General features: G+C 56.6%; 24 protein-coding genes. 7 read left to right on the top strand and 17 right to left on the bottom strand.

Translation table 11 applies throughout. The features are described from left to right. Nucleotides 1–79 precede the first annotated feature (79 nt). From livJ to ftsY, 6 genes are all read right to left on the bottom strand, one after another. On the bottom strand, nucleotides 80–1180 hold the full coding sequence (livJ, locus tag NI40_RS01270; protein ID WP_072163886.1) for a branched chain amino acid ABC transporter substrate-binding protein LivJ: 1101 nt from the start codon (nucleotides 1178–1180) through the stop codon (nucleotides 80–82). Nucleotides 1181–1377: 197 nt separating this feature from the next. After that, nucleotides 1378–2643 (bottom strand): 4-aminobutyrate--2-oxoglutarate transaminase, encoded by a 1266-nt coding sequence (locus NI40_RS01265; RefSeq protein ID WP_029741816.1) that lies wholly within the window; start codon nucleotides 2641–2643, stop codon nucleotides 1378–1380. Between the two features lie 136 nt (nucleotides 2644–2779). Then, nucleotides 2780–3637 (bottom strand): RNA polymerase sigma factor RpoH, encoded by an 858-nt coding sequence (gene rpoH, locus NI40_RS01260; RefSeq protein WP_023310018.1) that lies wholly within the window; start codon nucleotides 3635–3637, stop codon nucleotides 2780–2782. Nucleotides 3638–3888: 251 nt separating this feature from the next. Then, nucleotides 3889–4944 (bottom strand): permease-like cell division protein FtsX, encoded by a 1056-nt coding sequence (gene ftsX, locus NI40_RS01255; protein ID WP_032662628.1) that lies wholly within the window; start codon nucleotides 4942–4944, stop codon nucleotides 3889–3891. Further along, a complete protein-coding gene (gene ftsE / locus NI40_RS01250; protein WP_025758973.1) occupies nucleotides 4937–5602 on the bottom strand; it encodes a cell division ATP-binding protein FtsE in 666 nt (221 codons plus the stop codon). Before ftsE ends, ftsX begins: the two co-directional genes overlap by 8 nt. A gap of 2 nt (nucleotides 5603–5604) precedes the next feature. Further along, the gene (gene ftsY, locus NI40_RS01245) at nucleotides 5605–7065 is read right to left on the bottom strand and encodes a signal recognition particle-docking protein FtsY (protein ID WP_039264149.1); all 1461 of its coding nucleotides are present in this window, start codon (nucleotides 7063–7065) and stop codon (nucleotides 5605–5607) included. A 127-nt stretch (nucleotides 7066–7192) separates the two neighbouring features. Here ftsY and rsmD point away from each other — a divergent pair, with 127 nt between their 5' ends. Next, nucleotides 7193–7795 carry a 16S rRNA (guanine(966)-N(2))-methyltransferase gene (rsmD, locus tag NI40_RS01240; RefSeq protein WP_023310014.1) on the top strand — a complete coding sequence of 201 codons (603 nt, stop codon included), beginning with the start codon at nucleotides 7193–7195 and terminating at the stop codon, nucleotides 7793–7795. Then, nucleotides 7779–8060, top strand: coding sequence for a DUF1145 family protein (locus tag NI40_RS01235; RefSeq protein WP_010436509.1), 282 nt, complete (start codon nucleotides 7779–7781; stop codon nucleotides 8058–8060). Before rsmD ends, NI40_RS01235 begins: the two co-directional genes overlap by 17 nt. A gap of 95 nt (nucleotides 8061–8155) precedes the next feature. On the opposite strand, the gene NI40_RS01230 is transcribed toward NI40_RS01235, so the two are convergent. After that, nucleotides 8156–8515 carry a DUF2500 domain-containing protein gene (locus NI40_RS01230; RefSeq protein ID WP_039264151.1) on the bottom strand — a complete coding sequence of 120 codons (360 nt, stop codon included), beginning with the start codon at nucleotides 8513–8515 and terminating at the stop codon, nucleotides 8156–8158. 129 nt (nucleotides 8516–8644) lie between these two features. Here NI40_RS01230 and NI40_RS01225 point away from each other — a divergent pair, with 129 nt between their 5' ends. Both NI40_RS01225 and zntA read left to right on the top strand, forming a co-directional pair. Then, complete coding sequence (locus NI40_RS01225; protein WP_024906687.1) at nucleotides 8645–9271, top strand: lysoplasmalogenase; 627 nt, start codon at nucleotides 8645–8647, stop codon at nucleotides 9269–9271. Nucleotides 9272–9347: 76 nt separating this feature from the next. Beyond that, nucleotides 9348–11519: a Zn(II)/Cd(II)/Pb(II) translocating P-type ATPase ZntA gene (zntA, locus tag NI40_RS01220; RefSeq protein WP_039264153.1), complete on the top strand. Its 2172-nt coding sequence runs from the start codon at nucleotides 9348–9350 to the stop codon at nucleotides 11517–11519. Between the two features lie 87 nt (nucleotides 11520–11606). Here zntA and ubiA read toward each other — a convergent pair whose 3' ends face one another. From ubiA to malK, 5 genes are all read right to left on the bottom strand, one after another. Further along, nucleotides 11607–12476 carry a 4-hydroxybenzoate octaprenyltransferase gene (ubiA, locus tag NI40_RS01215; protein ID WP_039264154.1) on the bottom strand — a complete coding sequence of 290 codons (870 nt, stop codon included), beginning with the start codon at nucleotides 12474–12476 and terminating at the stop codon, nucleotides 11607–11609. Between the two features lie 13 nt (nucleotides 12477–12489). Further along, nucleotides 12490–12987 carry a chorismate lyase gene (gene ubiC / locus NI40_RS01210; protein WP_023334136.1) on the bottom strand — a complete coding sequence of 166 codons (498 nt, stop codon included), beginning with the start codon at nucleotides 12985–12987 and terminating at the stop codon, nucleotides 12490–12492. A 180-nt stretch (nucleotides 12988–13167) separates the two neighbouring features. Next, nucleotides 13168–14121 carry a maltose operon protein MalM gene (gene malM / locus NI40_RS01205; RefSeq protein WP_039264155.1) on the bottom strand — a complete coding sequence of 318 codons (954 nt, stop codon included), beginning with the start codon at nucleotides 14119–14121 and terminating at the stop codon, nucleotides 13168–13170. A gap of 113 nt (nucleotides 14122–14234) precedes the next feature. Beyond that, complete coding sequence (locus tag NI40_RS01200) at nucleotides 14235–15572, bottom strand: maltoporin (protein ID WP_072210885.1); 1338 nt, start codon at nucleotides 15570–15572, stop codon at nucleotides 14235–14237. Between the two features lie 71 nt (nucleotides 15573–15643). After that, entirely contained in the window at nucleotides 15644–16753 is a 1110-nt protein-coding gene (gene malK, locus NI40_RS01195; RefSeq protein WP_023310005.1) for a maltose/maltodextrin ABC transporter ATP-binding protein MalK, read from the bottom strand. Between the two features lie 370 nt (nucleotides 16754–17123). On the opposite strand from malK, the gene malE reads away from it, so the two are divergent. The 3 genes from malE to malG all read left to right on the top strand — a co-directional run bounded on the left by malE (nucleotide 17124) and on the right by malG (nucleotide 20889). Further along, nucleotides 17124–18314 carry a maltose/maltodextrin ABC transporter substrate-binding protein MalE gene (gene malE / locus NI40_RS01190; RefSeq protein ID WP_039264157.1) on the top strand — a complete coding sequence of 397 codons (1191 nt, stop codon included), beginning with the start codon at nucleotides 17124–17126 and terminating at the stop codon, nucleotides 18312–18314. A 125-nt stretch (nucleotides 18315–18439) separates the two neighbouring features. Further along, nucleotides 18440–19984, top strand: coding sequence for a maltose ABC transporter permease MalF (gene malF, locus NI40_RS01185; RefSeq protein WP_039264158.1), 1545 nt, complete (start codon nucleotides 18440–18442; stop codon nucleotides 19982–19984). A 14-nt stretch (nucleotides 19985–19998) separates the two neighbouring features. Next, a complete protein-coding gene (gene malG, locus NI40_RS01180) occupies nucleotides 19999–20889 on the top strand; it encodes a maltose ABC transporter permease MalG (protein ID WP_023310002.1) in 891 nt (296 codons plus the stop codon). 97 nt (nucleotides 20890–20986) lie between these two features. On the opposite strand, the gene psiE is transcribed toward malG, so the two are convergent. The 5 genes from psiE to yjbE all read right to left on the bottom strand — a co-directional run bounded on the left by psiE (nucleotide 20987) and on the right by yjbE (nucleotide 25350). Continuing rightward, nucleotides 20987–21397 carry a phosphate-starvation-inducible protein PsiE gene (psiE, locus tag NI40_RS01175; protein ID WP_000202963.1) on the bottom strand — a complete coding sequence of 137 codons (411 nt, stop codon included), beginning with the start codon at nucleotides 21395–21397 and terminating at the stop codon, nucleotides 20987–20989. Nucleotides 21398–21575: 178 nt separating this feature from the next. After that, nucleotides 21576–23672 carry a YjbH domain-containing protein gene (locus NI40_RS01170; protein ID WP_039264160.1) on the bottom strand — a complete coding sequence of 699 codons (2097 nt, stop codon included), beginning with the start codon at nucleotides 23670–23672 and terminating at the stop codon, nucleotides 21576–21578. Further along, entirely contained in the window at nucleotides 23672–24409 is a 738-nt protein-coding gene (locus tag NI40_RS01165) for a capsule biosynthesis GfcC family protein (protein WP_039264161.1), read from the bottom strand. The genes NI40_RS01170 and NI40_RS01165 overlap by 1 nt, the downstream gene beginning before the upstream one ends. After that, complete coding sequence (locus NI40_RS01160; protein WP_039264162.1) at nucleotides 24406–25044, bottom strand: YjbF family lipoprotein; 639 nt, start codon at nucleotides 25042–25044, stop codon at nucleotides 24406–24408. The genes NI40_RS01165 and NI40_RS01160 overlap by 4 nt, the downstream gene beginning before the upstream one ends. A 63-nt stretch (nucleotides 25045–25107) precedes the next feature. Further along, nucleotides 25108–25350: an exopolysaccharide production protein YjbE gene (yjbE, locus tag NI40_RS01155; protein ID WP_008503423.1), complete on the bottom strand. Its 243-nt coding sequence runs from the start codon at nucleotides 25348–25350 to the stop codon at nucleotides 25108–25110. Nucleotides 25351–25637: the final 287 nt, after the last annotated feature.

Here is a 25637-nt window from a genome sequence, read left to right as displayed (position 1 = left end):
CCCGGGAGCTTACATAAGTAAGTGACCGGGGTTGAATAACGCAGCCAACGCACCTGCGGCGCGAAAGGCGACGGGAAAATTATTTGGCGTCTGTCGCCGTGCCGTTCGCATGCCAGTCAAACACGCCGAACTCGAAGCCCTTCAGGTCGCCCTTCGCGTCCCAGGAGAGTGGTCCCATGACGGTCTCGACGGTATTCGCTTTCAGCCAGGTGGCAATCTCAGCCGGATCGGCTGACTGGTTCAGGCCCGCCTGCAGAGACTGCAGCGCCGCGTAGGTGGTCCAGACGAACGCGCCGCTTGGATCCTGTTTCTTCGCCTTGATGGCATCTACGATAGGTTTGTTCGCAGGAACCTGGTCGTAGTTCTTCGGTTTGGTCACCAGCAGGCCTTCGGCTGATTCACCCGCAATGTTAGACAGGGAAACGTTCGCCACGCCTTCCGGGCCCATAAACTGGGTTTTCAGGCCCGCAGCGCGCGCCTGGCGCAGGATCTGGCCCATTTCCGGGTGGTAGCCACCGTAGTAAACGAAATCAATATTCTCTTTCTTCAGACGCGCCACCAGGGTGGAGAAGTCTTTCTCACCGGCGGTGATCCCGTCGAAGAACACCACGTCGGCATTCGCTTTCTTGAGGTTATCCTGCACTGAACGCGCCAGACCTTCACCGTACTGCTGCTTGTCATGAACGATGGCAATGCGCTTTGGCTTCACTTTTTCAACGATGTATTTCGCCGCGGTTGGGCCCTGGTCAGAGTCCAGACCGGTGGTGCGCAGGGTCAGCTTGTAGCCGCGCGCGGTCAGCTCCGGTGCGGTCGCTGCCGGGGTGATCATCAGAATACCTTCGTCTTCGTAGATGTCAGACGCTGGCTGAGTAGAGGAAGAGCACAGGTGACCGATAACGTATTTGATCCCGTCGTTCACCACTTTGTTCGCGACCGCGACCGCTTGTTTCGGGTCACAGGCATCATCATATTTTACGATCTGCAGTTTTTCGCCCTTGATACCGCCCTTGGCATTAATGTCTGCGACCGCCTGTTCAGCGCCGGTAAATTCCTGGTCGCCGTACTGTGCTACCGGACCGGACATTGCGCCAACTACAGCCACCTTGATATCTGCCTGTGCCATGGTGCTGAATGCCAACGCGATACATCCTGCCAGTAACGCTTTACCCTTCATGTTCATCCTGAGATTCCCCATTATTATGGTTATTACGATTGTTGTGATGTTGTTGTGCAGCGCTTTATATCAGTTATAGGTGTGCTGTCCGCGCTTTTTCAGCATACTCTGCTAAAACATACCCGATTTTTATGATTTTGGAATAGCTAATTTGAAATGAATATATGATAAGCCCGGCAGGGATTTTCGCCGGGCATGTGGCTTTAACGTGTCAGCGACGCGGAGATAATGTCCAGCGCTTTACGGAACTGCGCTTCAGGGATAGTCAGCGGATACAGGAAACGAATGACGTTGCCGTAGACGCCGCAGCTCAGAAGAAGCAGCCCTTCCTGCAACGCACGCTCCTGCACCTGGCGGGTAAATTCCGGCGAAGGCTGGCCCGTTTGCGGGTCGTTAAATTCCACCGCCACCATCGATCCCTGCGCGCGAATGTCAGCGATATACGGGCAGTGTTCTTTCGCCTTGTTCAGCACTTCCACCAGGTGATGGCCAAGATGCGCCGAGCGCGTGCAGAGATCCTCTTCATCAATCACGTCGAGCACGGCATGCGCCGCCGCAATCGCCAGCGGGTTTCCGGCGTAGGTACCGCCCAGCCCGCCCGGTGCAGGGGCATCCATCACCTCCGCACGGCCAGAAACCGCTGAGAGCGGCATCCCGCCCGCCAGGCTTTTCGCCATGGTGATCAGATCGGGCTTCACGCAGTGGTGTTCCATCGAGAACAGCTTGCCGGTACGGGCGAAGCCGCTTTGCACCTCGTCGGCAATCAGCAAAATACCGTGGGTGTCGCACAGGGCGCGCAGCGCCTGCATAAAATCAGCTGGCGCAATGTTGAAACCGCCCTCTCCCTGAACCGGTTCGAGAATAATGGCCGCGACCTGGTCGGGTGCGATATCCGCTTTAAAGATGCGTTCCAGGCTTTTCAACGCTTCCGCCGTGCTGACGCCGTGCAGTTCATTCGGATACTGCGCGTGATACACCGAACCGGGGAACGGGCCAAAGCCGAGCTTGTACGGCGCAACTTTGCCGGTCAGCGCCATGGTCATAAAGGTGCGGCCGTGGAACGCGCCGCCGAAGGTGATAAGGCCGGGACGTTTGGTATACGCCCGGGCAATTTTGACCGCGTTTTCGACCGCCTCTGCCCCCGTGGAGAAGAACGCGGTTTTGGCCGGACCGTCAACGGGCACGCGCTGGTTGATGCGCTCGGCAAGCGCCACATAGCCTTCGTACGGCACAATCTGGTACGCCGTATGGGTAAACGCGTGGAGCTGTTTTTCAATGGCGGAAATGACTTTTGGATGGCGATGGCCGGTATTCAGCACCGCGATCCCGGCGGCGAAGTCGATATACTCGTTACCTTCCACGTCCCACACCGTGGCGTTTTCAGCTTTATCGGCGTAGAAGTTACACATCACGCCGATGCCGCGCGGCGTCGCCTGTAAACGCCGGTCGTTCAGTTCGTTATTTTTCACCCTGTCCCCCTGAGAAAGTCGCCTGCTTAGCGCATCAGTAAGTGTTTGCCAGGGGGAGGGAATTCGCCAGAGCGGGCGCTAAAAAAACAAAACCCCCAGACTTTCATCCAGGGGTTCTCGGTGTACTTCGCGGAAATTACGCTTCGATAGCGGCGCGAAGTTTTTTCATGGCGTTCTTTTCAAGCTGACGGACACGTTCCGCAGAAACGCCGTAGCGGTCGGCCAGCTCCTGCAGCGTGGACTTGTTGTCTTCGTCCAGCCAGCGGGCGCGAATAATATCCTGGCTACGTTCGTCGAGGCCTTCCATCGCATGGGTCAGCTTGTTCGCGGCCTGATCTTCCCAGTTATCCTCTTCGATGCCATCAGCAAAGTTAGAGGTTTTATCCTGCAGATACAGAACCGGCGCCATTGGCTGGCTGTCAGATGCGTCGTCGTCGGAGGACATATCAAAGGTCATGTCCTGCGCGGCCATACGGGATTCCATCTCACGCACGTCTTTGCTGGTTACGCCCAGCTCGCGCGCCACCATTTCCACTTCATCCTGGTTGAACCAGCCCAGACGCTGCTTGGCTTTACGCAGGTTGAAGAACAGTTTGCGTTGCGCTTTTGTCGTGGCGACTTTCACGATACGCCAGTTGCGCAGCACGTATTCATGAATTTCTGCTTTGATCCAGTGCACAGCGAAGGAGACGAGTCGCACACCCACTTCCGGGTTAAAGCGACGCACAGCCTTCATCAGGCCGATGTTGCCTTCCTGAATCAAGTCCGCCTGCGGCAGGCCATAGCCCGCATAGTTACGAGCAATGTGAACAACAAAGCGCAGGTGAGACAGGATCAGCTTTTTCGCTGCTTCCAGATCGCCCTGGTAATGCAGCTTTTCAGCAAGCTCCTTTTCTTCCTCGGCCGTTAACATCGGCCAGGTGTTCGCAGCCCGGATATAAGATTCCAGGTTACCAACAGGGGCTAAAGCTAAAGTTTGCATTTCTTTGGTCATTCATTCCTCTCAATGTTTCTTCTGGTCCTGGTCGTCCCCGTCAGGCAACAACCATGCCAAAGCGTTTGAGCAACGAGATTAGCATTCACTCTTTTATCAGACAGTGATTTTATCCACAAGTTCCAGGTGCAACGGTGAATAAATTACGCACAAATTGTGACATGAAGATGATAACAGGGGAAGCGACAACAGGGACGCTTTCCCTGCAGAGCGAGCATCTCGGTGCAGGGAAAGATTATATCACGCTTTTATTAGTCGGGAGTAAAGTGACGTAAATGTTGAACGGTTGCCAGCCAGGCTGCCACCCACCCAATCATCGAACAAACCAGCAGCAGCAACAGACACTCATCGAAGCCTAAGCCACTGATATCAAACTTCGTTCCGAAAACCTGCGCCACTTCAGTCACGGCAGAAGAGAGCCGCATCACCAAAATTTCTGACAATATCAGTGAAAGAAATGCACCGGAAAAACCGAGCAATGCGCCACCGTAAAGGAACGGTCGGAGGATGAAACCATCCGTCGCACCAATCAGTTTCTGCACGTTAATGGTATCGCGACGGGCAAAGATGCTCAGGCGCACGCTGTTACCGATGACGAGGAAGACCGCCGCCACCATCAGCACGCCAATCATCGCCGCGACGCGTCCTACCAGCCCGGTCAGGGCAGCAAGGCGCGCAAACCAGCTGTCGTCCATGCGCACTTCATCAATGCCCTTAATGCGCGTGATGCGATCGCGCAGGGTGTTAAGCGAATCGGTCCCCTGGAAATCCAGCTTCGGGATCACCACCGCCACGGCGGGCAGCGGGTTCTCTTCGAGCATATCCAGCGCGCCGCCAAAACCAGACCAGTTACGGAACTCGCCCAGCGCGTCTTCACGGGAGAGATAGTTGACCTTCTCCACGCCCTGCTCGGCCTGGATTTGCCCGACCACCTGTGCCGCGGCGTTATCGTCGAGCGCTTTATCCATATAGACCGTGATCTGCGGAGACGGATAATACTGTGAGGCCGCCTGGTTGACGTTTTTATAGACCATATAGCAGACGCTTGGCAGCGTCAGGGAGATGGCGATCACCATCACCGTCAGGAACGTCGCCAGCGGTTTGCTTTTCAGGTCCTGCAGCGCGCCATGGAAGGCGTAGCGCACCTGCTCGTTAAACACGTTGGTTTTACGGGAGGCCGGTTTTGGCGCGGCCTTCTGGCGCTTCGGCGCATTACGATTGCCGTCACCACCGCCCTGCGGCTTACGGAAACGGTCAAACCGGTTTCCGAACTGCCGAATCTGGTTTATTGCATCACGCTTATTCACCGTGGCCTCCGTGCAAATGCCCGTCGCTCAGGGTCAGCATGCGGTACGAACGACGGGAAATGAGCCCGATGTCGTGCGTCGCCATCAATACGGTGACTCCTACGCGGTTAAATTCCTCAAACAGACGCAAAATCCCTTCGGACAGGGCATCGTCCAGGTTACCGGTTGGTTCATCCGCCAGCAGTACGGCAGGCTTGTTCACCACCGCACGGGCGATGCCCACGCGCTGCTGCTCACCGCCGGAGAGCTGGATCGGGAAGTTCTTCGCTTTGTCCAGCAGCCCGACCTTATCCAGCGCCGCAGAAACGCGGCGGCGGATATCGTCATAGCTGGCGCCGGCAATAATCAGCGGAATGGCCACGTTATCGAAAACGGTGCGATCCATCAGCAGGTGGTGATCCTGGAAAATCATGCCGATCTGACGACGCAGGAACGGCACTTCGCGGTTTTTCAGGCGGCTGATCTCATGGCCGCCGAAAAAGATTTTCCCGGCGCTTGGCCGCTCGATCCCACAGATAAGCTTGAGCAGGGTACTTTTCCCCGCGCCGGAATGGCCGGTCAGGAATGCCATCTCGCCCGGCTGCAGGTGGAATGTCACCCCCTGCAGCGCTTGTCTCCCACCGAGATAGGCCTTGCTGACGTGTTCAAAGCGAATCATTGTTAGTCCTCTCGGGCAAATAATGCCTCAATAAAGTCGTCCGCCTTAAACGGACGCAAATCCTCAATACGCTCGCCCACACCGATGTAACGGATAGGAATGCCGAACTGGTCGGCCACGGAGAAGATCACCCCGCCTTTCGCGGTGCCGTCCAGCTTGGTCAGCGCGATCCCGGTCAGTCCTACCGCTTCATTAAACAGCTTCGCCTGGCTGATGGCGTTCTGTCCGGTGCTGGCATCAATGGTCAGCATAATTTCATGCGGTGCGTCTTCGTCCAGCTTCTTCATAACGCGGACGATTTTCTTCAACTCTTCCATCAGGTGCGATTTGTTCTGCAAACGCCCTGCGGTATCGGCAATCAGCACGTCCACGTTGCGCGCCTTCGCCGCCTGGATGGCATCGAAGATCACGGACGCGGAGTCCGCGCCGGTATGCTGGGCAATCACCGGAATGTTGTTGCGCTGGCCCCAAACCTGCAGCTGCTCAACCGCTGCCGCGCGGAAGGTATCGCCCGCCGCCAGCATCACCGATTTGCCCTGCTGTTCGAACTGACGCGCCAGCTTGCCGATGGTGGTAGTTTTACCCACGCCGTTCACGCCAACCATCAGAATAACAAATGGCGTTTTGCCTTCAATATTAAGCGGTTCGTCAACTTTTGCGAGAATTTCACCCATCTCGTCTTTCAGCAGGCCGTACAGCGCTTCGGCGTCGCGCAGCTGTTTGCGGCTCGCCCCTTCGGTCAGATTGGCGATGATCTTACGGGTGGTTTCCACGCCGACGTCCGCAATCAGCAGCTGTTCTTCCAGCTCTTCAAAGAGATCGTCGTCGATCTTCTTGCCGCGGAACAGACTGATAAATCCGGAACCTAAGTTTTCTTTGGTTTTGAGCAGGCTGCGCTTCAGGCGCGCGAAGAAACCTTCTTTGGTCGGTTTTTCCTGCTCCTGGACGCTCTCTTCTTCGGCCTGCTCTTCTACCGGCACGACGATAATCGCCTCTTCCGCGGCTTCTGCCGCCAGCGCCTGGGCTTCCAGCTCTTCGTCGGTCAGCTCTGGCTCGAGTGCCGCTTCTTCTTCCACCGCCTCAACAATTTCAACGGTTTCCGCTTCCGCCTGCCACTCTTCGGCAGAAACCTCTTCGGCTTTCACCTCTTCCGGCAGCGGCAGCTCTTCGTGCTCGATAACGGCCTGTGGCGTTTCGGTAATATCCTCAACGATAACCGGTTCTGGCTTCTCGCTCTCCTGAACCTGTTCAGTGACCTCAACCACCTCTTCAGCAAAGGCTTCAATCTCTTCTTTGCTGTGCGCCGTTTCTTCCGCTTCGACAACCGCGGCGGTTTCTACAGGCGTTTCAGGCTGTGACTGCTCTTCAACGGCTTGTTGCTCTTCGGTTTTCTGTTCTGTTTCTTGCTCTTTTTCACCGAAGCCCAGCCAGGAAAAGAAGCCACGTTTTTTTTGTTTTGCCATCTGCGACTACACTCCTCGCGGCGCTATATACATGGAAGCTAAAAAAATGATGAAATAGTCTAACACTTTACTTAATTGACATCACCGCCCGCAATCGCAGGCCAATTGTTAACAGAGCTTTCCTGAGATGAAGAAACCCAACCGCGCCCCGGCCGGTCAAATTCGTATTATCGGCGGTCAGTGGCGAGGCCGGAAATTACCGGTGCCGGACAGCCCCGGTTTACGCCCTACTACCGACCGCGTGCGCGAGACGCTGTTTAACTGGCTGGCCCCGTCAATGGTAGACGCCCACTGCCTGGACTGCTTCGCCGGAAGCGGCGCGCTCGGCCTGGAAGCGCTGTCGCGCTATGCCGCCAGCGCCACGCTGCTGGAGATGGAGCGCGGCGTTGCGCAGACGCTGCAGCAAAATCTGGCGACGCTGAAAGCGAGCAACGCCAAAGTCGTGAACACCAACACGCTGAGTTTTCTTGCGCAGAAAGGCACGCCGCATAACGTGGTGTTTGTCGATCCGCCGTTCCGCAAGGGGCTGTTGGAAGAGACGTTATCCCTGCTGGAGCAAAACGGCTGGCTGGCGGATGACGCGCTAATTTACGTTGAAAGCGAAGTGGAAAACGGTTTACCGCCGGTTCCCGCCCACTGGGATCTGCACCGCGAAAAGGTCGCAGGCCAGGTCGCTTACCGTCTTTATCACCGTCAGGCACAAGGAGGCTCCGATGCCGGTACTGATTAACCTGGGACGTTTGCTGATGCTGGGCGTCTGGGCGTTTTTAATTCTCAACCTGGTACACCCCTTCCCGCGCCCGATGAATATTTTCGTTAACGTCGCGCTGATTTTCACGTCGTTTATGCATGCCCTGCAGATGGTGATGCTGAAAAACGGCCTGCCGAAAGACGGCCCGCAGATGACGGGCTGGCAGCAGCTGCGCGTGTTTATTTTCGGCGTGTTTGAACTGCTGGTGTGGATGAAGAAGTTTAAGGCGCAGGTGAAGAAGTAAGGCGCGGTCTGATGCCCTCACCCTAACCCTCTCCCACAGGGAGAGGGAATGATTACACCCTCTCCCTGTGGGAGAGGGCCGGGGTGAGGGGAAAATTACCGCTCCGGTTCAAACCCTTCAAACCGCGTCCCTTTGTAGCTCAGCGTTCCTTTCTCACCCACCATCAGCTGATGGTACTGCTGCGCCTCCAGGCGGAAGGTCATCTCCAGGCCGCCCGTTTCCGCCCTAAAGCTCGCTTCATAGCGCATTGCTGTGCCCGCAGGCGTCACCTGCTGCTGGCGCGAGCGGCGGTCATTGAGCGGTTTCTCGCGTTTGTTGGTCACCACCACGCGCTTTTGCATCAGCGGTGCGGCATCGTTATCCGCCTTCTCGCGGCGCTGCTGCACGAAACGGAACGAGGCGGCAATGACGATAATCGCCACCACGATAATGAAAAAAAGCGGCATCTTGCTCATTCGACAATCCCATCAGATTTTGCGGAATTCAGGATACCTTGCCTCCCCCGCCATTGCCAAACGCCCGCCCGCGTCACTACACTGGATCAGAAACTGATTATTCAGACTTAACAGATACAGGGAGTTAATATGCTTTGGTCATTTATCGCTGTCTGTTTTTCCGCATGGCTTTATGTCGATGCATCGTACCGCGGTCCCACCTGGCAGCGCTGGTTGTTTAAACCGGTCACGCTGTTGCTCCTGCTGCTGCTGGCCTGGCAAGCGCCGATGTTTAACGCCGTCAGCTATCTGGTGCTCGCCGGGCTGTGTGCATCCCTGATTGGCGATGCCTTAACCCTGCTGCCGCGCCAGCGCCTGCTGTACGCCGTTGGGGCGTTCTTCCTCTCCCATCTGCTGTATACCATCTACTTTGCCAGCCAGATGACGCTCTCCTTCTTCTGGCCGCTGCCGCTGGTGCTGCTGGTGATTGGCGCCCTGCTGATTGCGGTGATCTGGTCGCGTCTGGAAGAGATGCGTTTGCCGGTCTGTACCTTTATCGCCATGACGCTGGTGATGGTGTGGCTGGCAGGTGAACTGTGGTTCTTCCGCCCGACCGCTCCGGCGATGTCAGCGTTCTTCGGCGCCGCGCTGCTGCTGATCGGCAACGTCGTCTGGCTGGGCAGCCACTATCGCCGCCGCTTCCGGGCGGATAACGCGATTGCAGCCGCCTGTTACTTTGCCGGGCATTTCCTGATTGTGCGTTCGCTGTATATCTAAATAGCGCTTGACTCTGGAGTCGACTCCAGAGTGTATGCTGCGGTTAATGAGAAAATTATCATTGCCGGAGACTGCCATGTCGACTCCAGAAATACCTAAAAAAGTTCCTAAATTCTCGGCACTTAAGCTCATCCCGGCTCCGTCGAAAGACGACTGCTGCTGCGAAGGCGCGTGCGAAACGCCAGCTCAACCCCTTCCTGAAAGCGGCAACCGCTTCAGCTGGGTCGTCAACGGCATGGACTGCGCGGCCTGCGCCCGCAAGGTGGAAAACGCCGTCAAGCAGGTGCCGGGCGTGAGTCACGTTCAGGTGCTGTTCGCCACCGAAAAGCTGCTGGTCAGCGCCGATAGCGACGTCAGCAAGCAGGTTGAAGCCGCCGTCAGCCAGGCGGGCTATACCCTGCGTAGCGAAACGGCGCCCGTTGAAAAAGCCTCCTCCCTGAAAGAAAACCTGCCGCTCATTACCCTCATCATCATGATGGCCCTGAGCTGGGCTCTGGAGCAGGTTAACCATCCGTTCGGCAATCTGGCGTTTATCGCCACCACGCTGGTCGGGCTGTTCCCGATTGCCCGTCAGGCGCTGCGCCTGATGAAAAGCGGCAGCTGGTTTGCCATCGAAACGCTGATGAGCGTGGCTGCAATCGGCGCGCTGTTTATTGGCGCGACGGCAGAAGCGGCGATGGTGCTGCTGCTGTTCTTAATCGGCGAACGTCTTGAGGGCTGGGCAGCGAGCCGGGCGCGTAAAGGGGTCAGCGCGCTGATGGCGCTGAAGCCGGAAACCGCCACTCGCGTGATAAACGGCACGCGTGAAACGGTCGCTATCAACACGCTGCGCCCGGGCGACGTGATTGAGGTGGCCGCAGGGGGGCGTCTGCCCGCAGACGGCGCGCTGCTTACCGCCACCGCGAGCTTTGATGAAAGCGCCCTGACCGGGGAATCCATTCCGGTAGAGCGTGCCGCGGGTGAAAAAGTGCCTGCTGGCGCCACCAGCGTCGACCGTCTGGTGCAGCTCACCGTGCTTTCCGAGCCGGGCGACAGCGCCATCGACCGTATCCTCAAGCTGATTGAAGAGGCCGAAGAGCGCCGCGCGCCGGTCGAACGCTTTATCGATCGCTTCAGCCGGATTTATACCCCTGCCATCATGCTGGTTGCCCTGCTGGTCACCGTCGTCCCGCCGCTGTTCTTTGGCGCGCAGTGGGAGGGCTGGATTTATAAAGGGCTGACGCTGCTGCTGATTGGCTGCCCGTGCGCGCTGGTGATTTCCACCCCGGCGGCAATTACCTCAGGTCTGGCGGCGGCGGCGCGTCACGGCGCGCTGATTAAGGGCGGCGCGGCGCTGGAACAGCTGAGCCAGGTCCAGCATATCGCCTTCGATAAAACCGGTACGTTAACTGTGGGCAAGCCGCAGGTGACCGGCGTATATCCGCAGGAAATCAGTGAAAATGAGCTGCTTACACTGGCCGCCGCCGTTGAGCAGGGGTCCACTCACCCGCTGGCGCAGGCGATTGTGCGAGAAGCGCAGTCGCGCGGGCTGAATATCCCTCCGGCAACCGCCCAGCGGGCGCTTGTCGGGTCAGGGATTGAGGCCACCGTTGACGGTAAAAAGGTGCTGATTGTCGCGGCAGGCAAGTCTTCCAATCCAGAGGTTGAGGCGTTAGAACAGACCGGACAAACCGTCGTGACCGTCCTGCAGGACGGCGTCGCGAAAGGGATGCTGGCGCTGCGCGATACCCTGCGCGATGACGCAAAAGAAGCCGTGGCGGCGCTGCACAAGCTGGGCGTGCAGGGCGTTATTCTCACCGGTGATAACCCTCGCGCGGCGGCAGCGATTGCCGGTGAGCTGGGGCTGGAGTTTAAAGCCGGATTGTTGCCTGCGGATAAGGTCAGCGCCGTGACGGAACTGAACGCTCGCGGGCCGCTGGCAATGGTCGGTGACGGGATTAACGACGCCCCGGCGATGAAAGCGTCCACCATTGGTATTGCGATGGGCAGCGGGACCGACGTGGCGCTGGAAACGGCCGACGCGGCATTGACGCACAACCGCCTGACCGGGCTGGCGCAGATGATTAGCCTGGCGCGGGCGACGCGGGCCAACATCCGTCAGAACATCGGCATTGCGCTCGGGCTGAAAGGGATTTTCCTGGTGACGACCCTGCTCGGCATGACCGGACTGTGGCTGGCGGTGCTGGCGGATACCGGGGCAACGGTGCTGGTGACGGCGAACGCGCTCCGGCTGCTGCGTCGCCGATAAAAAAAGCCCGGTGGCGCTAACGCTTACCGGGCCTCCATGTCCTGCTAACTCATCGGTCGGGTAAGGCGAAGCCGCCACCCGACTTTTTTATAAGAAATAGCTCATCGCCAGGCCTAAAAACAGCACCAGACCAACGTAGTTATTGTTCATAAACGCTTTAAAACAGGCTTCACGTTCACGCTTCGCAATCAGCTTTTGCTGATAAGCAAACAGCAGCCCCGCCACCAGCACGGACCAGTAAAACTCCCAGTTCAGCCCGTTCAGGCGACCGATGGCGACCATCAGCGCCAGTACCGCGACCTGCAGGATACCGATAATCAGCTTGTCCTGACGACCAAAGAGGATGGCGGTGGATTTAATGCCAATCTTCAGGTCATCGTCGCGGTCTACCATCGCGTATTGCGTGTCATACGCCACGGCCCAGAGAATGTTCGCCAGGAACATCAGCCAGCAGCTTAGCGGTAAGGACTCACTAACCGCCGCAAACGCCATCGGAATCGACCAGCCAAACGCCGCGCCCAGCACCACCTGAGGCAGGTGGGTATAGCGCTTCATAAAGGGATATACCCAGGCCAACGCCAGCGCCGCAACGGAAAGCAGAATGGTCATGGTGTTGAGGGTTAACACCAGCAGGAAAGAGAGCAGCACCAGAACAATGAACAGCACGCGGGCTTCTTTCCCGGTGACCTGCCCGCTGGGTAACGGACGTCCGGCAGTACGCTTAACATGACCGTCGAATTTACGATCGGCATAGTCATTCACCACGCAGCCCGCCGCGCGCATCAGCCAGACGCCGGCAACGAACACGGCCAGGATCCACAGCGGCGGCACGCCCGGCGTGGCGAGCCACAGCGCCCACAGGGTCGGCCACAGCAGCAGTAACGCGCCAATGGGTTTATCGGTACGCATTAAGCGGTGATACGCCAACAGCTTATTCTGCGTCAGGCTCCACTCCATTTTTTTCTTCCTCTTAGTACAACGGTGATGCCGGTAAAAAAAGCTCCGTCAGAATTAACGGTTTACCGCTCAGGCGAAGGCGGGAACGACGCCCCCAGAGTTCGGCATCACGACCAATCTCAATAAAATCCCGGGTAAGCTCAGACGAGGTAAAAAGGTAACGCCCCAGAGGCGTTTTCCCCAGACGTTGCAGCGCGAGCTCTGGCCCGGAAAGGGTGGACTCGGGGACCACCGTCCGCCCGGCAAGCCACGGCTCACCATCAGCACAGAGTAAAATTTCGCGCAGCCAGTAGCGTGGCTCTTGCGGCAGCAGCGGCAGCTCGCTGGCGATCTCATCGCCCGAGACAAACCCTTCCTGAATCAGGGTCACCGTGACCGTTTTACCCTGTTGCTCAAAACGTTTCGTCATGGAATCTTCCAGCAACAGCCAGTCCAGTTGCTGCGGATCAAGCGCAGGTATTTGGTCGAAATAGCGCAGCGCACGCAGTTGCGTTAGCGCAGGGTGTGACATGCCAGACTCTCCGATACATAACGTAATGGCATTGTATCGCAGAAACACGGATTGAGGGGGGCCAAACGTTATTTAACGATCACGATCGCAACATGGGCGCAACAGCCTGGCGGATACGAAAAAAAGTGCGCCCACTCAGGCGCACCAAACTACTAACAAATCAGCACTGTGGGGAAACGGTTACCCCTTGCCTTTTACACTGCTGATAAAGGTGGAACGGGCAGTGGTTGAACCTAAACGTTCGGCTTCATCAAGCAGTTTCAGCGCTTTATCGACATCGCCGCGCTTCACCGCCTGCTTAATGGCGTTGTTGAAGTACTCTTCGGTGTCGTTCAGTACCGGCTCGGCTTTCTTCGCCGGGGCAGGCGCTGCGGTCGCTACCGGTGCGGCTGCCGTGGCAGCTGGCGCGGTATAGGCAGGAGCAGCTGTGTTACCTACAGTGACAGGGCCGGAACCGGAAGAGCCAAACAGCGGGCCGACCAGCACGCTTGAACCGCTGTTCGTTTTCACCTTCAGCTTTAACGTTCCGTCGGTGACGTGATGAGCAATCGGGTCTGGAATATCAGGAATCGCGTTACCGGTACCTTTTGCGTAGGCTTTAGCCGGATCGAGCAACGTGGTGGTCTTCTGAAGATCTTGCTCAGTGGTAAAGACCAGAACGTAGAGTTTTTGCTGGCCCAGCGCTGGCGTAAGGCGCATGACGCCTTCCAGACGGTCAGCGCTCATCACGCCGGGTTCCTGATACGTAAAGTATTCACTTGGGAAAAAGGCAGATGGCGTCATGTTCTGATCGAGAATTAACACGTTTGGTGCAAATACACTCGTCTGCTTATTAACTTCACTGGTCAAGGTAATGGCCAGTTCACCAATATTGGCGGGTACGCTATACGCAGCGACAGGGCCGGTAATACCCGGAACATTAAGTGACTGACCAGCCGTTGAGAGCTGGGTGGTCTGGGTTTTAGACTGATCGACAGGGGTCCAGACAAGCTGTTGCAATGCAGCTGTCGGAATGGCTGGCGCGGATGTTGTGTTTTGCGGAACGAAATTGACGTTAGCGAGCGTTACAGCAGGCGCGCTTGCCAGCAGCCCTGCGGTTAAACAAAGGGCAAGGAGAGTTTTGTTCATTTTCATTGTTATCACCTCAAAATGCACAGGTTCAGCGGTAGCCAGGCAATAGCGCGCCGTTCCAAGGATTGAGGGGCTTGCGCCCCTCAGTTTGGTCATTACGTCAGGTTAAGACGGGATTACCACCAGATTTCCATCTGAGCGCCGAAGGACCACTCATCGTTGTCGCCGCGGCTGAAGCTTTTCGCAGTGGTATCGCTATAGGCCATGCCTGGGGTGTAACCCGCAACGGAGTTTTTACCTGAAGGCGCATAACCCCATTTCTCATCCCACTTGGCATAGGTGGCGAAGACGCGGATTGCTGGACGTGACCAGATGCTGTCGCCAGCCTGCCACTGTTGTGCCAGGGTGATTTTATACTGGTTGTTGGTTTCGCCAGTTTCCTGAGATTTGACGTTGTCGTAGCCCACTTCAAGCAGAGTGCTCATGATAGGCGTCCATTTGTACATAGGACGAACGCCTACGGTCCACCATTTCGTACCGTTGTTGTTATCCCAGTTGATATCCTGGTACATACCGACGTACATCAGATCCCAGCTATCGCCCAGCGAGATAGCACCGTGGTCAAGTACGCGCCACAGGTGCCCATTGTTGTTGATGCCGTAGTTGATATCGTCAGTGGTGCCAATGTTCGAACCTTGCGACAGACCTTTACCCTGAGAGGTCATAGAGTCAGTTGCATATTGCAGAACGAATTTGTTGTAGCCTTTCAGCATGCTCTGCGTGTGTTCAGCGGTGAACATCCAGCCATCTTTAGATGCGCCGTCGATCAGGTGATAATCATCACGTGGGTTTGCACGGCCGTAATCAGCCCCCAGCTCCAGGGTACCGCCCGGGTTAATTTCCATCTGGGCTAAACGCACGTCAAAGACATCGTTCGCCGTGCGAGTGGTGTAGTCATAAACGCTGTTGCTGGCGAAGGATGAAGAACCGCCGGCTTCAGAAGAACGGGTTGCAGCCAGAGAGAGCTTACCAAAACCTACGTCGATGTTTTCCAGACCTGCACCAGGACCTGAAATATCCCAGTAGTAGAAGTCGATCATGTGGACGTCATGACGCTGATAGAAGCGCTTACCGGCCCAGATAGTCGAACCTGGCAGCCACTCAATCAGGTTTTTACCCTGCACGTTGGCTTCACGGAACGCCGGGTCAGTGGCCTCCCAGTCGTTCTGTTGCGCCACGGAATACGCGACGTTGGTGTCGAAGTAGAAGCTCTTATCGCCCTCTTTCCACACTTCCTGGCCCAGTTTCAGTTCCGCATAGGTTTCACATTCGTTACCCAGACGGTATTTACTTTGAGCACCGGTTGCCTGGAAGCACTGTTGTTCGCCGCCACTACCCGTCCAGCCGATACCGGAACGAGCATAACCATGGAAATCCACGGCCATTGCCTGAGCAGACATTACGCCCGCTGCGACGGCAACTGCCAGAGGAAGTTTGCGCAGAGTAATCATCATTCTATCTCCTGAGATCATTGCTTTTCTTTGAACACTTCACCTGTCGGTTTCGTGTCTTCTTTTGGGATTGCTTAAACGCCTGGCTCTTTGTGCAACCGACGACATGCAGTGCCATCCTCACGGAACAGATGGCAACGCTCTGGCGGCAAGCCGATAGCGAATGTGGCACCCTCTTCTACCAACACCACGTCGTTCTGGCGGTAGACCAGGTTCTGACGGATGGCGGGGATCTGGATATGAATCTGTGTTTCGTGACCAAGCTGTTCGACGACCTGAACGTCACCTTCCAGGGTCACATCAGCGATGTGGCTCGGCAGCAGGTGCTCAGGACGAATACCGAGGGACATGTTTGCCCCGACCTGTACGTTGGCGCTGTCGACCGGCAGCCAGACCTGCTGGCGGTTTGGCAGCTCCACCTGAACCTGTTCAATGGCTGTCGCGGTCACTTTGACGGGCAGGAAGTTCATCTTTGGCGAGCCAATGAAGCCCGCAACAAAGCGGTCTGCCGGGTAGTGGTACAGCTCCAGCGGTTTACCCACCTGCGCCACGCGGCCGGCATCCAGCACCACGATTTTGTCGGCGAGGGTCATCGCTTCCACCTGATCGTGGGTGACGTAAATCATCGTGCGGCCAAGACGCTTGTGCAGACGGGAGATTTCAATGCGCATCTGGACGCGCAGGGCGGCATCCAGGTTAGAAAGAGGTTCATCGAGCAGGAACACGCGCGGTTCGGCCACCAGCGTACGGCCAATCGCCACACGCTGACGCTGACCACCGGAAAGCGCTTTTGGTTTACGCTCCAGCAAGTGGGCCAGCTGTAACACTTCCGCTACCTGCGTCACGCGCTGGTTAATGACCTCTTTCTTCGCGCCGGCCAGCTTCAGGCCGAAGGACATATTTTCGGCAACGGAAAGGTGTGGATAGAGTGCATAAGACTGGAACACCATACCGACGCCACGTTCGGCAGGCGGGATGTCGTTCATTCGGGTATCACCAATCAGCAGGTCGCCGCTGGTAATCGTTTCAAGACCGGCAATCATACGCAGCAGAGTAGATTTACCGCAGCCTGATGGGCCAACAAACACCACGAATTCACCTTCGTTGATGTCCAGATTGATGTCTTTCGACACCACAACGTCACCCCAGGCTTTCGTTACATTACGCAGCTGTACGCTCGCCATGCCCTTCTCCCTTCGTTACAACCTGTCACCGACAGAAACATTCAAGATAAGTTCACTATGGGGTATCCATTACTTTCCCGAATCCTCCACCCCCCGCCTTTTTTATGGGGGAGGAGGCGGGAGGATGAGGGAGCAGGCTCTGCGACCGCCGTGGGCGGGCTGAGGCAAAATTCGTGAAGCCGCCTGCAAAATTCGGTGGGTTTTTATGTGCGCCAGCACTCATAACTTAAATTTATGCAACGGAGATCACACAAACGGGGGGTGGGGCGTAGGGGTTGGGAGGATGGAAAGAGGATGTCAAATAAGGAGACTGAGACACGTTGAACCACTGAAGTCATACCATGAGACATCACCAAAAAGGATGGCAGCTATGAATATCAAGACTGGCGCACGCGTTTTCGCATTGTCCGCCCTCGCAGCAATGATGATTTCCGCACCGGCGCTCGCCAAAATTGAAGAAGGCAAACTGGTTATCTGGATTAACGGCGACAAGGGCTATAACGGCCTGGCCGAAGTGGGCAAAAAATTCGAAAAAGATACCGGCATCAAAGTTACCGTAGAACACCCTGACAAGCTGGAAGAGAAGTTCCCGCAAGTTGCAGCAACCGGCGACGGCCCGGACATCATCTTCTGGGCGCATGACCGTTTCGGGGGTTACGCGCAGTCTGGCCTGCTGGCTGAAGTGACGCCAGATAAAGCCTTCCAGGACAAACTGTTCCCGTTCACCTGGGATGCCGTTCGCTATAACGGCAAGCTGATCGCTTACCCTATCGCGGTTGAAGCCCTGTCTCTGATTTACAACAAAGACCTGGTACCAAACCCACCGAAAACCTGGGAAGAGATCCCGAAACTGGATAAAGAGCTGAAGGCGAAAGGTAAATCCGCGCTGATGTTCAACCTGCAAGAGCCGTACTTCACCTGGCCGCTGATTGCTGCCGACGGCGGTTACGCGTTCAAGTTTGAAAACGGCAAATATGACGTGAAAGACGTGGGCGTGGACAACGCGGGCGCGAAAGCGGGTCTGACCTTCCTGGTTGATCTGATCAAGAACAAACACATGAACGCGGATACTGACTACTCCATCGCGGAAGCGGCGTTCAACAAAGGCGAAACCGCGATGACCATCAACGGTCCGTGGGCCTGGACCAACATCGACAAGAGCAAAGTCAACTACGGCGTGACGCTGTTGCCAACCTTCAAAGGCAAGCCGTCTAAACCGTTCGTTGGCGTGCTGAGCGCGGGCATCAACGCCGCCAGCCCGAACAAAGAGCTGGCGAAAGAGTTCCTGGAAAACTACCTGCTGACCGATCAGGGTCTGGATGAAGTGAACAAGGACAAACCGCTGGGCGCCGTCGCGCTGAAATCCTTCCAGGATCAGCTGGCGAAAGATCCACGTATCGCGGCCACCATGGATAACGCCCAGAAAGGCGAAATCATGCCGAACATCCCACAGATGGCTGCGTTCTGGTACGCCACGCGTACCGCGGTCATCAACGCTGCAAGCGGTCGTCAGACTGTCGATGCCGCGCTGAAAGATGCTCAGGGTCGTATTACTAAGTAATGACGTAGTCCCCTCTCCCTTTAGGAGAGGGTTAGGGTGAGGGTTGGCGCTATCCGCACGCCCTCACCCCGGCCCTCTCCCCCAGGAGAGGGAGAAAAGATCAAACGTTGTAGAGGAAAAACCCCATGGATGTCATTAAAAAGAAACGCTGGTGGCAAAGCGACGCGCTGAAGTGGTCAGCGATAGGTCTGCTGTGCCTGCTGGTGGGTTACCTTGTTGTTTTAATGTACGTACAAGGGGAATATCTGTTTGCCATCATGACGCTGATTTTAAGCTCTGCTGGCCTGTATATTTTCGCTAATCGTAAAGCCTATGCCTGGCGCTATGTCTACCCGGGCGTGGCCGGGATGGGGCTGTTTGTCCTGTTCCCGCTGATTTGTACCATCGCCATTGCGTTTACCAACTACAGCAGCACCAACCAGCTTGCGCAGGAACGTGCGCAGCAGGTCCTGCTGGATCGCTCATATCAGGCAGGCAAGACCTTTAACTTCGGCCTCTATCCTGCCGGGAACGATTGGAAGTTAGCGCTTACTGACGAAGCAAGCAGCAAATACTATGTCTCCGACGCGTTCAAATTTGGCGGCGAGCAGAAGCTGGCCTTAAAAGAGGCACAGGCCCTGCCGGAAGGTGAACGTGCCAACCTGCGCGTTATTACCCAGAATCGTCAGGCGCTGACACAGCTCACCGCCGTGCTGCCAGACGAAAGCAAGGTGACCATGAGCTCGCTGCGCCAGTTCTCCGGCACGCAGCCGCTGTATACCCTGGCGGACGACGGCACGCTGACCAACAACCAGAGCGGCGTGAAATATCGTCCGAATAACGACATTGGTTTCTATCAGTCCATTACTGCCGACGGCAAATGGGGTGATGACAAGCTCAGCCCGGGCTATACCGTCACCATCGGCTGGGACAACTTTACCCGCGTGTTTACCGATGAAGGCATTCAGAAACCGTTCTTCGCCATCTTCGTCTGGACGGTGGTCTTCTCGGTGCTGACGGTGATCCTGACCGTGGCCGTGGGCATGGTTCTGGCCTGTCTGGTCCAGTGGGAATCCCTGAAAGGCAAAGCGATTTACCGCGTGCTGCTGATCCTGCCGTATGCCGTACCGTCGTTTATCTCGATTCTGATTTTCAAAGGGCTGTTTAACCAGAGCTTCGGTGAAATCAACATGATGCTGAGCGCCCTGTTCGGCATCAAACCGGCCTGGTTCAGCGACCCGACCACCGCTCGCTCGATGATTATCATCGTGAACACCTGGCTCGGTTATCCGTACATGATGATCCTGTGCATGGGCCTGCTGAAGGCTATCCCGGACGATCTGTACGAAGCCTCGGCGATGGACGGCGCTGGCCCGTTCCAGAACTTCTTTAAAATTACGCTGCCGCTGCTCATTAAGCCGCTGACGCCGCTGATGATTGCCAGCTTCGCCTTTAACTTTAACAACTTCGTGCTGATTCAGCTGTTGACCAACGGCGGCCCGGACCGCCTTGGCACCACGACGCCAGCAGGCTATACCGACCTGCTCGTGAGCTACACCTACCGTATCGCCTTCGAAGGCGGCGGCGGCCAGGACTTCGGTCTGGCGGCAGCGATTGCCACCCTGATCTTCCTGCTGGTAGGCGCTCTGGCGATTGTGAACCTGAAAGCCACACGTATGAAATTTGATTAAGGAGGGCATCAATCATGGCAATGGTACAACCCAAATCTCAGAAGTTGCGCCTCCTGGCGACGCACTTAGGCCTGCTGATTTTCATCGCGGCGATCATGTTCCCGCTGCTGATGGTTATCGCCATCTCCCTGCGTTCGGGTAACTTCGCGACAGGGAGCCTGATCCCGGACGAAATCTCCTGGGAGCACTGGAAGCTCGCGCTGGGCTTCAGCGTGGAACACGCGGATGGCCGCGTCACGCCGCCGCCGTTCCCGGTCCTGCTGTGGCTGTGGAACTCGGTGAAAATCGCAGGCATTACCGCCATTGGTATCGTGGCGCTGTCCACCACCTGTGCTTATGCCTTCGCCCGCATGCGTTTCCCGGGCAAAGCGACGCTGCTGAAAGGGATGCTGATTTTCCAGATGTTCCCGGCCGTGCTGTCGCTGGTGGCGTTGTATGCCCTGTTTGACCGTCTGGGCCAGTACGTACCGTTTATCGGCCTGAACACCCACGGCGGCGTGATCTTCGCCTATCTTGGCGGTATCGCACTGCATGTGTGGACCATCAAAGGCTATTTCGAAACTATCGACGGCTCGCTGGAAGAAGCGGCCGCGCTGGATGGCGCAACCCCGTGGCAGGCGTTCCGCCTGGTGCTGCTGCCGCTGTCGGTGCCGATTCTGGCGGTAGTGTTTATCCTGTCGTTTATCGCTGCGATCACCGAAGTACCGGTTGCCTCACTGTTACTGCGTGATGTGAACAGCTACACCCTGGCCGTAGGTATGCAGCAATACCTCAACCCGCAAAACTACCTGTGGGGCGACTTTGCCGCGGCGGCCGTACTTTCCGCCATCCCGATTACCGTGGTGTTCCTGCTGGCGCAGCGCTGGCTGGTCAACGGCCTGACGGCGGGCGGTGTGAAAGGTTAAGTTTCATTTTGTTATGCCACTGCAACCCTCAACTTTAGACGTATTGTATTGACCCAACTTGTGACTGTTGTTAGGCGCTCTTCGGAGCGCCATTTTTTTATTCGCGTTTCAGCCGCTTCGAGTTGCACAGCCAGAGGGTGATCACCAGCAGCAGGATCGCCGCCGAGTAGATCAGCACGTCGAGCGGGGATTTATGATCGACGATGATCAGCCGCACTATCGCAGTGATCCCAATGTAGACAAAATAACGCAGCGGAAAGTGAAAGCCGGACTGAAAGTACTTCACAATCAGGGCGATAAATTCAAAGTAGAGAAAGTAGACCACCAGGCCTTCCACCAGCGCATATTTGCTGGTTTGTTCAGGGGCGAACAGTACATCCGCAAGATGCACCGTCTCTTTACCCAAAAAGACGACCAGTATCAGGCCAAGGCTCAACAGACCGAGGTTCAGCACGGTCTGGAGGATCGTTGAGATAAACTCAACGCGCGGGCGAGTCAGGGATGTCATACAGCACCTCATTCTCCAGGGCGAGGTTCCTGTATAACGCAAAAATGTGACGGGGATCTATATTTTTTGTTTATGTTTTGTCCGCATGAGCATTCTTGCCGGGCGGCACTGCGTTTGCCCGGCCTACAAAAACACTAACGTAGGCCCGGTAAGCGCAGCGCCACCGGGCAAAGAAGCATCAGCGGAAGTTAATGTTCTTATCGCTCGTCATGTCATACAGCTGGAACTTACGTCCAAGCTGCTGACCCCCGTCACGCGTCAGCGGCGTCCAGCCCACTGCCGCACGGCTGCGGGTTGGGCCTGACGAGAACAGATCCAGCGGAATCGACACGTAGACCCCTTTGGTGAAGTCCCCTTCCCCGTACTCGTCCGGCGAAACGTTGGTGATGGTGGCATAGCCACCCACCACGACGCCGCTGTCGAAGTGTTTAGAGATGTCCAGCGTACCGCCCTTATCGCCCGCCAGGTACTGGCCGACGCTGGCTTTCACCAGCACGTCAGGCGCGAACGACGGCGTCCAGTAGGCGGTCAGATGGCCCGTTTTGACGCTGTAGTCGGTGAACTTCATCATGTCCTGCGCGCTGCGCCAGTCACGCTGTTTGACGTAGTTGGCATCCACCCCGAACGCCCAGTTGCTGTCGACAGGACGATAAAGCACTTCCGCCCCCGCGCCGCCGTACATGGTTTCCAGATACCCGCCGTACACCTGGCCGTAGAAGCCGTTGCCAAAGTACTGGAAGTAGTTGGCCTGCAGGTTATTCACGTAGGCATCGTTTTGTACGTACTCACGCACGCGGGTACGCACGCGCGGCAGCGCCGAGTCTTTTGGCGGGTTGGTGTAGTTGAACTTGTCGTAGTTATTGGCGATGTTGCCGAACAGGCTGCCAGTGGTCAGCAGGTGGTCGGTGAGCCACAGATCCGCCGTCGCCATGACGCCCAGCTGATACATGTAGAAGTTTTCAGGCCCGCCGACGGACTGGTTCAGCACCGGATCGATATGGAAATCGAAGCGCGATTTGTCGATATACCAGCCCTGCTCGGTGGTTTCCGGCACGATCGGCTCTACGCGTTTTTGCACCAGCTCGGTTTCATGCCCGAGCGGCTCACCTTCCAGATGGCGCTTGAGGCTGGCAACATCCGTTTCGGTTGTGACCTGCGGCAGGTTGAGACGGTTCTCCGTCACGCGGATCGTGCGGATCCCCTCCGGCAGATCGTTCATAACGATCCGGTTAGCGCGTTCGATCCCTTCGCGCGAGTCGCGGTATTTCACCTGCTCGCCGGTCACGTACAGCGTATCGCCTTTCACCTGAATTTTCGGATCCGCCAGGCCGGCATTGTATTTCAGCAGCGTCAGCTGGTTTGCCACCACGGAGTGCTGCAGAATCGCATCCTGCGGCTCCGGCTGGTATGCAGGGCGCGCGTTATCATTGTAGTGCGGCCGCATGTCGTTAAAGTTGGTGCGCAGCGTGAAGCCAAACATCACCGTATTGCCGCGCTCGTAGCTGAGGTTAACGTCGGCCCAGTCGGTGACGCGATAAATGGCGCCGACGTTAAACTTGCTCTTCTGCTCAATCTTTCCGGCGAAGTCCTGCGAGTAGTCATTCCCCTCATATTCCAGCTTCAGGCGTAATGGCTGCCAGGGCGTTTGATACTCCACGCCGCCAAACAGCGATGCCGGACCGTGGAACATCTGGTCTCCGTTGATGGAGCCCGCTTTCTTATAGCTGTTATCGCGGTAGCAGTATTTATCGCTGTAGGAGCAAAACGGGTTTTTCACGTTTCCGCTGGTGCCCAGATAGCCCCATCCCAGACCGAGCGAGAAGTCGAACGGCCCCCAGGCTTTACTGGCCACGATGTATTCCGCATCAAACAGACCGGTACCACCGATATCTTTGGCGCCCACGGACACCTGCGGCATCCAGTAGCTCTCTTCCCACAGGCGCAGCTTGACGTCGAAGGCTTTATCTTTGTAAGTCTGATCGCCGGAGAACGCCTCTACGCTGCTGTATTGTTTCGTACGCACGTCGGTATAGCGCAGCGTGGTTTCAAGCCACGGGAACAGCTGCACCGAGGCGGAGTAGTAGCGATACTGGTCGTTATCACGGTAGTTAAGGCTAATTTCGCCTTCGCGCGCCATCCGCGCGGTGGGCGTTTGCAGTAAACCGACGCCGCCGAAGTCTGACTGAGACGGGCCAATGGGTGCCGGATACGTTTCTGCATGGCAGGCGGCACTCACGCAGAGCGCCAGCATGCTGTAGAGATAGGTTCTTTTCATTATTCCGGTATCCGCTGAATCAGGGAGTGAAGGATATCGGCGTTAAGCCCGTCATACGCCTTCGTCCAGAAATGGTCGGCAAAACCGACAAAAATGATGCTGCCCGGCATAGGTTCGATATGCCGTTTATTCCAGTAAGCGACGGGGGCTTTTTGTGTGTGCCCGTCAGGGTAAACCACCCAGGCGTAGCTGTTATCGGCACCGCTCCGCAGGCTCTGCTCGTCGAGGTAGCTCGCCACGTCACGACCGGGCGTAAAGGGCTTTTTACCCGGGCTGCTGATAAGCCCCATTACGGTCACCGTCGTCGGCTTCTCCGGCAGCCAGAGCGTATACTCCCCTTCAAGCGTGGGGTTGCCCTTTTCCGTGACGCGCACTTCGTCGGGATCAAGGTTCACGTTCTGACGGCCAGTCACCTTCAGCGCCTGCAGCTGCTGGCGAACGCTGTTAATCGCCGCCGCGTCGTCGCCATCTTCCTGCTCCGCTAACCCCGTCAGCCTGGCAAGGAGCGCCTTGTGCCGTTGTTCCGCTTCAGCTGTCTTCTGACGTTCAGCGATGACTGCCCCCGGCCACCAGCTGTTGGCGAGCCTTGGCTGTCCGACGAGATCGAGCAGATGCTCGGCGTGGGTTAAGGTTTTGGGTTTTTCACTGTCCGGCGTGTAGACCTTCACCGTCCCTGCGGACCATGCCAGCGGCGCGGCAAGGCTGGCGAGAAGCGCAACGTGGATGAGCGTTTTCATGATTTCGCCGCCTTGATCAGGGTGGTTTTCGCCGGGAAGAATCCGGCACCGAGATACTGCAGGGACTGGCGGATCTGCCCTTCCTCGTCGATCCAGAAGCGGTTGTGCCAGGTGGCCTGGTCGGTAGTGACTTCTTCATCCAGCACGCGAACCTGCGTTTCGTCGCTGCCGACTTTCACGCTGTCCGTGCCGTCCCAGCGGAAGGTCGAGCGTGCCGTGGCGTAACGCACCTGCTTATGTTCGGTCCAGCCCATCGTGCGCGTCCAGCTTGCGCCGTCGGCGATCTGGTTCGGCTTGATCAGCGGATCGGCAGCGATGTTATTCACCTCCAGCAGGTTGTCGCCGCCCAACAGGGTTTTCACGATACGACCATGCTGCGTCACGATGGTGGCCTGATCCTGCGTCACCCATTTCTGCTGCCCGTTTTCATCGAAAGCGAGCACCACAAACAGCTGCGGGCCATCGTTAAGCTGCATGTACTGACTGGCATAGGGCATGTTTTGAAGTTCGTCATCGGTCAAATGCACGCCCGGTGTGCCAAACATGCTTTCCCACAGTGAGTTTCCCAGCCCTTTGGTGGTGGCCGAGCACGCCTGCAGCAGCAGGCAAATCAGAATGATTGCAGGTCGCTTCACGACTCTTCTCCGAAGGGGCGAAATAACCACACCGAAGTGTGGTTATGATTAAAACACCCGCTATTACTGGGTGCTGGTTGTCGTGGTGGTCGTGGTTCCGGTATTGGAGCCATCACCGCCACCGGTTGCCGCCAGCGCGACACCCACGGCTGAACTTACGGTGCTGGCGCTGGCTGCGGTAGAACTTCCCGCAGACGCAGACGTCGCAGCCGAACCTGCCGCTTCCCCGACCTGAACCGGAGCTGCATAGACAGATGTCGCCGCAAGCGCAGATATGGCAAAAATGCCATACAGTACTTTCTTCATAACAATTTCCCTTCAATGAATGAATGGAGATTTGCCCGAAAAGAATTTCAGGCGGAATCGAGTATACACAACTACTGCCGTGGGTTTGCCGTAAGGGGAAATAGGGATGGAGTTTTCGGACTAATGGTTAAAAGGGAAATGAAAGACAAATGACATAAATATATAATGACTATAAATCAAGAACTTATAATATAAGCATATTAATGAACCACTACGTATTTTCTTAAAATAAACCGCAGGAATTAACGGGTTAAGCGTCTTTTTCGGATTAAACTCAGATTCAGAAT

This window comes from Enterobacter sp. E20 (assembly GCF_000801755.2).
Taxonomy (GTDB): Bacteria; Pseudomonadota; Gammaproteobacteria; order Enterobacterales; family Enterobacteriaceae; genus Enterobacter; species Enterobacter asburiae_B.
Note: the sequence above shows the minus strand (reverse complement) of the source record. Positions and strands in the feature narration are given on the sequence as shown.

Coding starts and splice junctions, on each gene's coding strand:
- NI40_RS01170 (WP_039264160.1), bottom strand. CDS start 23,672: ATGAAAAGAACCTATCTCTACAGCATGCTGGCGCTCTGCGTGAGTGCC.
- NI40_RS01200 (WP_072210885.1), bottom strand. CDS start 15,572: ATGATGATTACTCTGCGCAAACTTCCTCTGGCAGTTGCCGTCGCAGCG.
- NI40_RS01225 (WP_024906687.1), top strand. CDS start 8,645: ATGCTTTGGTCATTTATCGCTGTCTGTTTTTCCGCATGGCTTTATGTC.
- ubiC (WP_023334136.1), bottom strand. CDS start 12,987: ATGTCACACCCTGCGCTAACGCAACTGCGTGCGCTGCGCTATTTCGAC.
- malF (WP_039264158.1), top strand. CDS start 18,440: ATGGATGTCATTAAAAAGAAACGCTGGTGGCAAAGCGACGCGCTGAAG.
- NI40_RS01235 (WP_010436509.1), top strand. CDS start 7,779: ATGCCGGTACTGATTAACCTGGGACGTTTGCTGATGCTGGGCGTCTGG.
- NI40_RS01230 (WP_039264151.1), bottom strand. CDS start 8,515: ATGAGCAAGATGCCGCTTTTTTTCATTATCGTGGTGGCGATTATCGTC.
- yjbE (WP_008503423.1), bottom strand. CDS start 25,350: ATGAAGAAAGTACTGTATGGCATTTTTGCCATATCTGCGCTTGCGGCG.
- malE (WP_039264157.1), top strand. CDS start 17,124: ATGAATATCAAGACTGGCGCACGCGTTTTCGCATTGTCCGCCCTCGCA.
- psiE (WP_000202963.1), bottom strand. CDS start 21,397: ATGACATCCCTGACTCGCCCGCGCGTTGAGTTTATCTCAACGATCCTC.
- malG (WP_023310002.1), top strand. CDS start 19,999: ATGGCAATGGTACAACCCAAATCTCAGAAGTTGCGCCTCCTGGCGACG.
- ftsE (WP_025758973.1), bottom strand. CDS start 5,602: ATGATTCGCTTTGAACACGTCAGCAAGGCCTATCTCGGTGGGAGACAA.
- rpoH (WP_023310018.1), bottom strand. CDS start 3,637: ATGACCAAAGAAATGCAAACTTTAGCTTTAGCCCCTGTTGGTAACCTG.
- NI40_RS01165 (WP_039264161.1), bottom strand. CDS start 24,409: ATGAAAACGCTCATCCACGTTGCGCTTCTCGCCAGCCTTGCCGCGCCG.
- livJ (WP_072163886.1), bottom strand. CDS start 1,180: ATGAACATGAAGGGTAAAGCGTTACTGGCAGGATGTATCGCGTTGGCA.
- ftsY (WP_039264149.1), bottom strand. CDS start 7,065: ATGGCAAAACAAAAAAAACGTGGCTTCTTTTCCTGGCTGGGCTTCGGT.
- ubiA (WP_039264154.1), bottom strand. CDS start 12,476: ATGGAGTGGAGCCTGACGCAGAATAAGCTGTTGGCGTATCACCGCTTA.
- zntA (WP_039264153.1), top strand. CDS start 9,348: ATGTCGACTCCAGAAATACCTAAAAAAGTTCCTAAATTCTCGGCACTT.
- malM (WP_039264155.1), bottom strand. CDS start 14,121: ATGAAAATGAACAAAACTCTCCTTGCCCTTTGTTTAACCGCAGGGCTG.
- rsmD (WP_023310014.1), top strand. CDS start 7,193: ATGAAGAAACCCAACCGCGCCCCGGCCGGTCAAATTCGTATTATCGGC.
- malK (WP_023310005.1), bottom strand. CDS start 16,753: ATGGCGAGCGTACAGCTGCGTAATGTAACGAAAGCCTGGGGTGACGTT.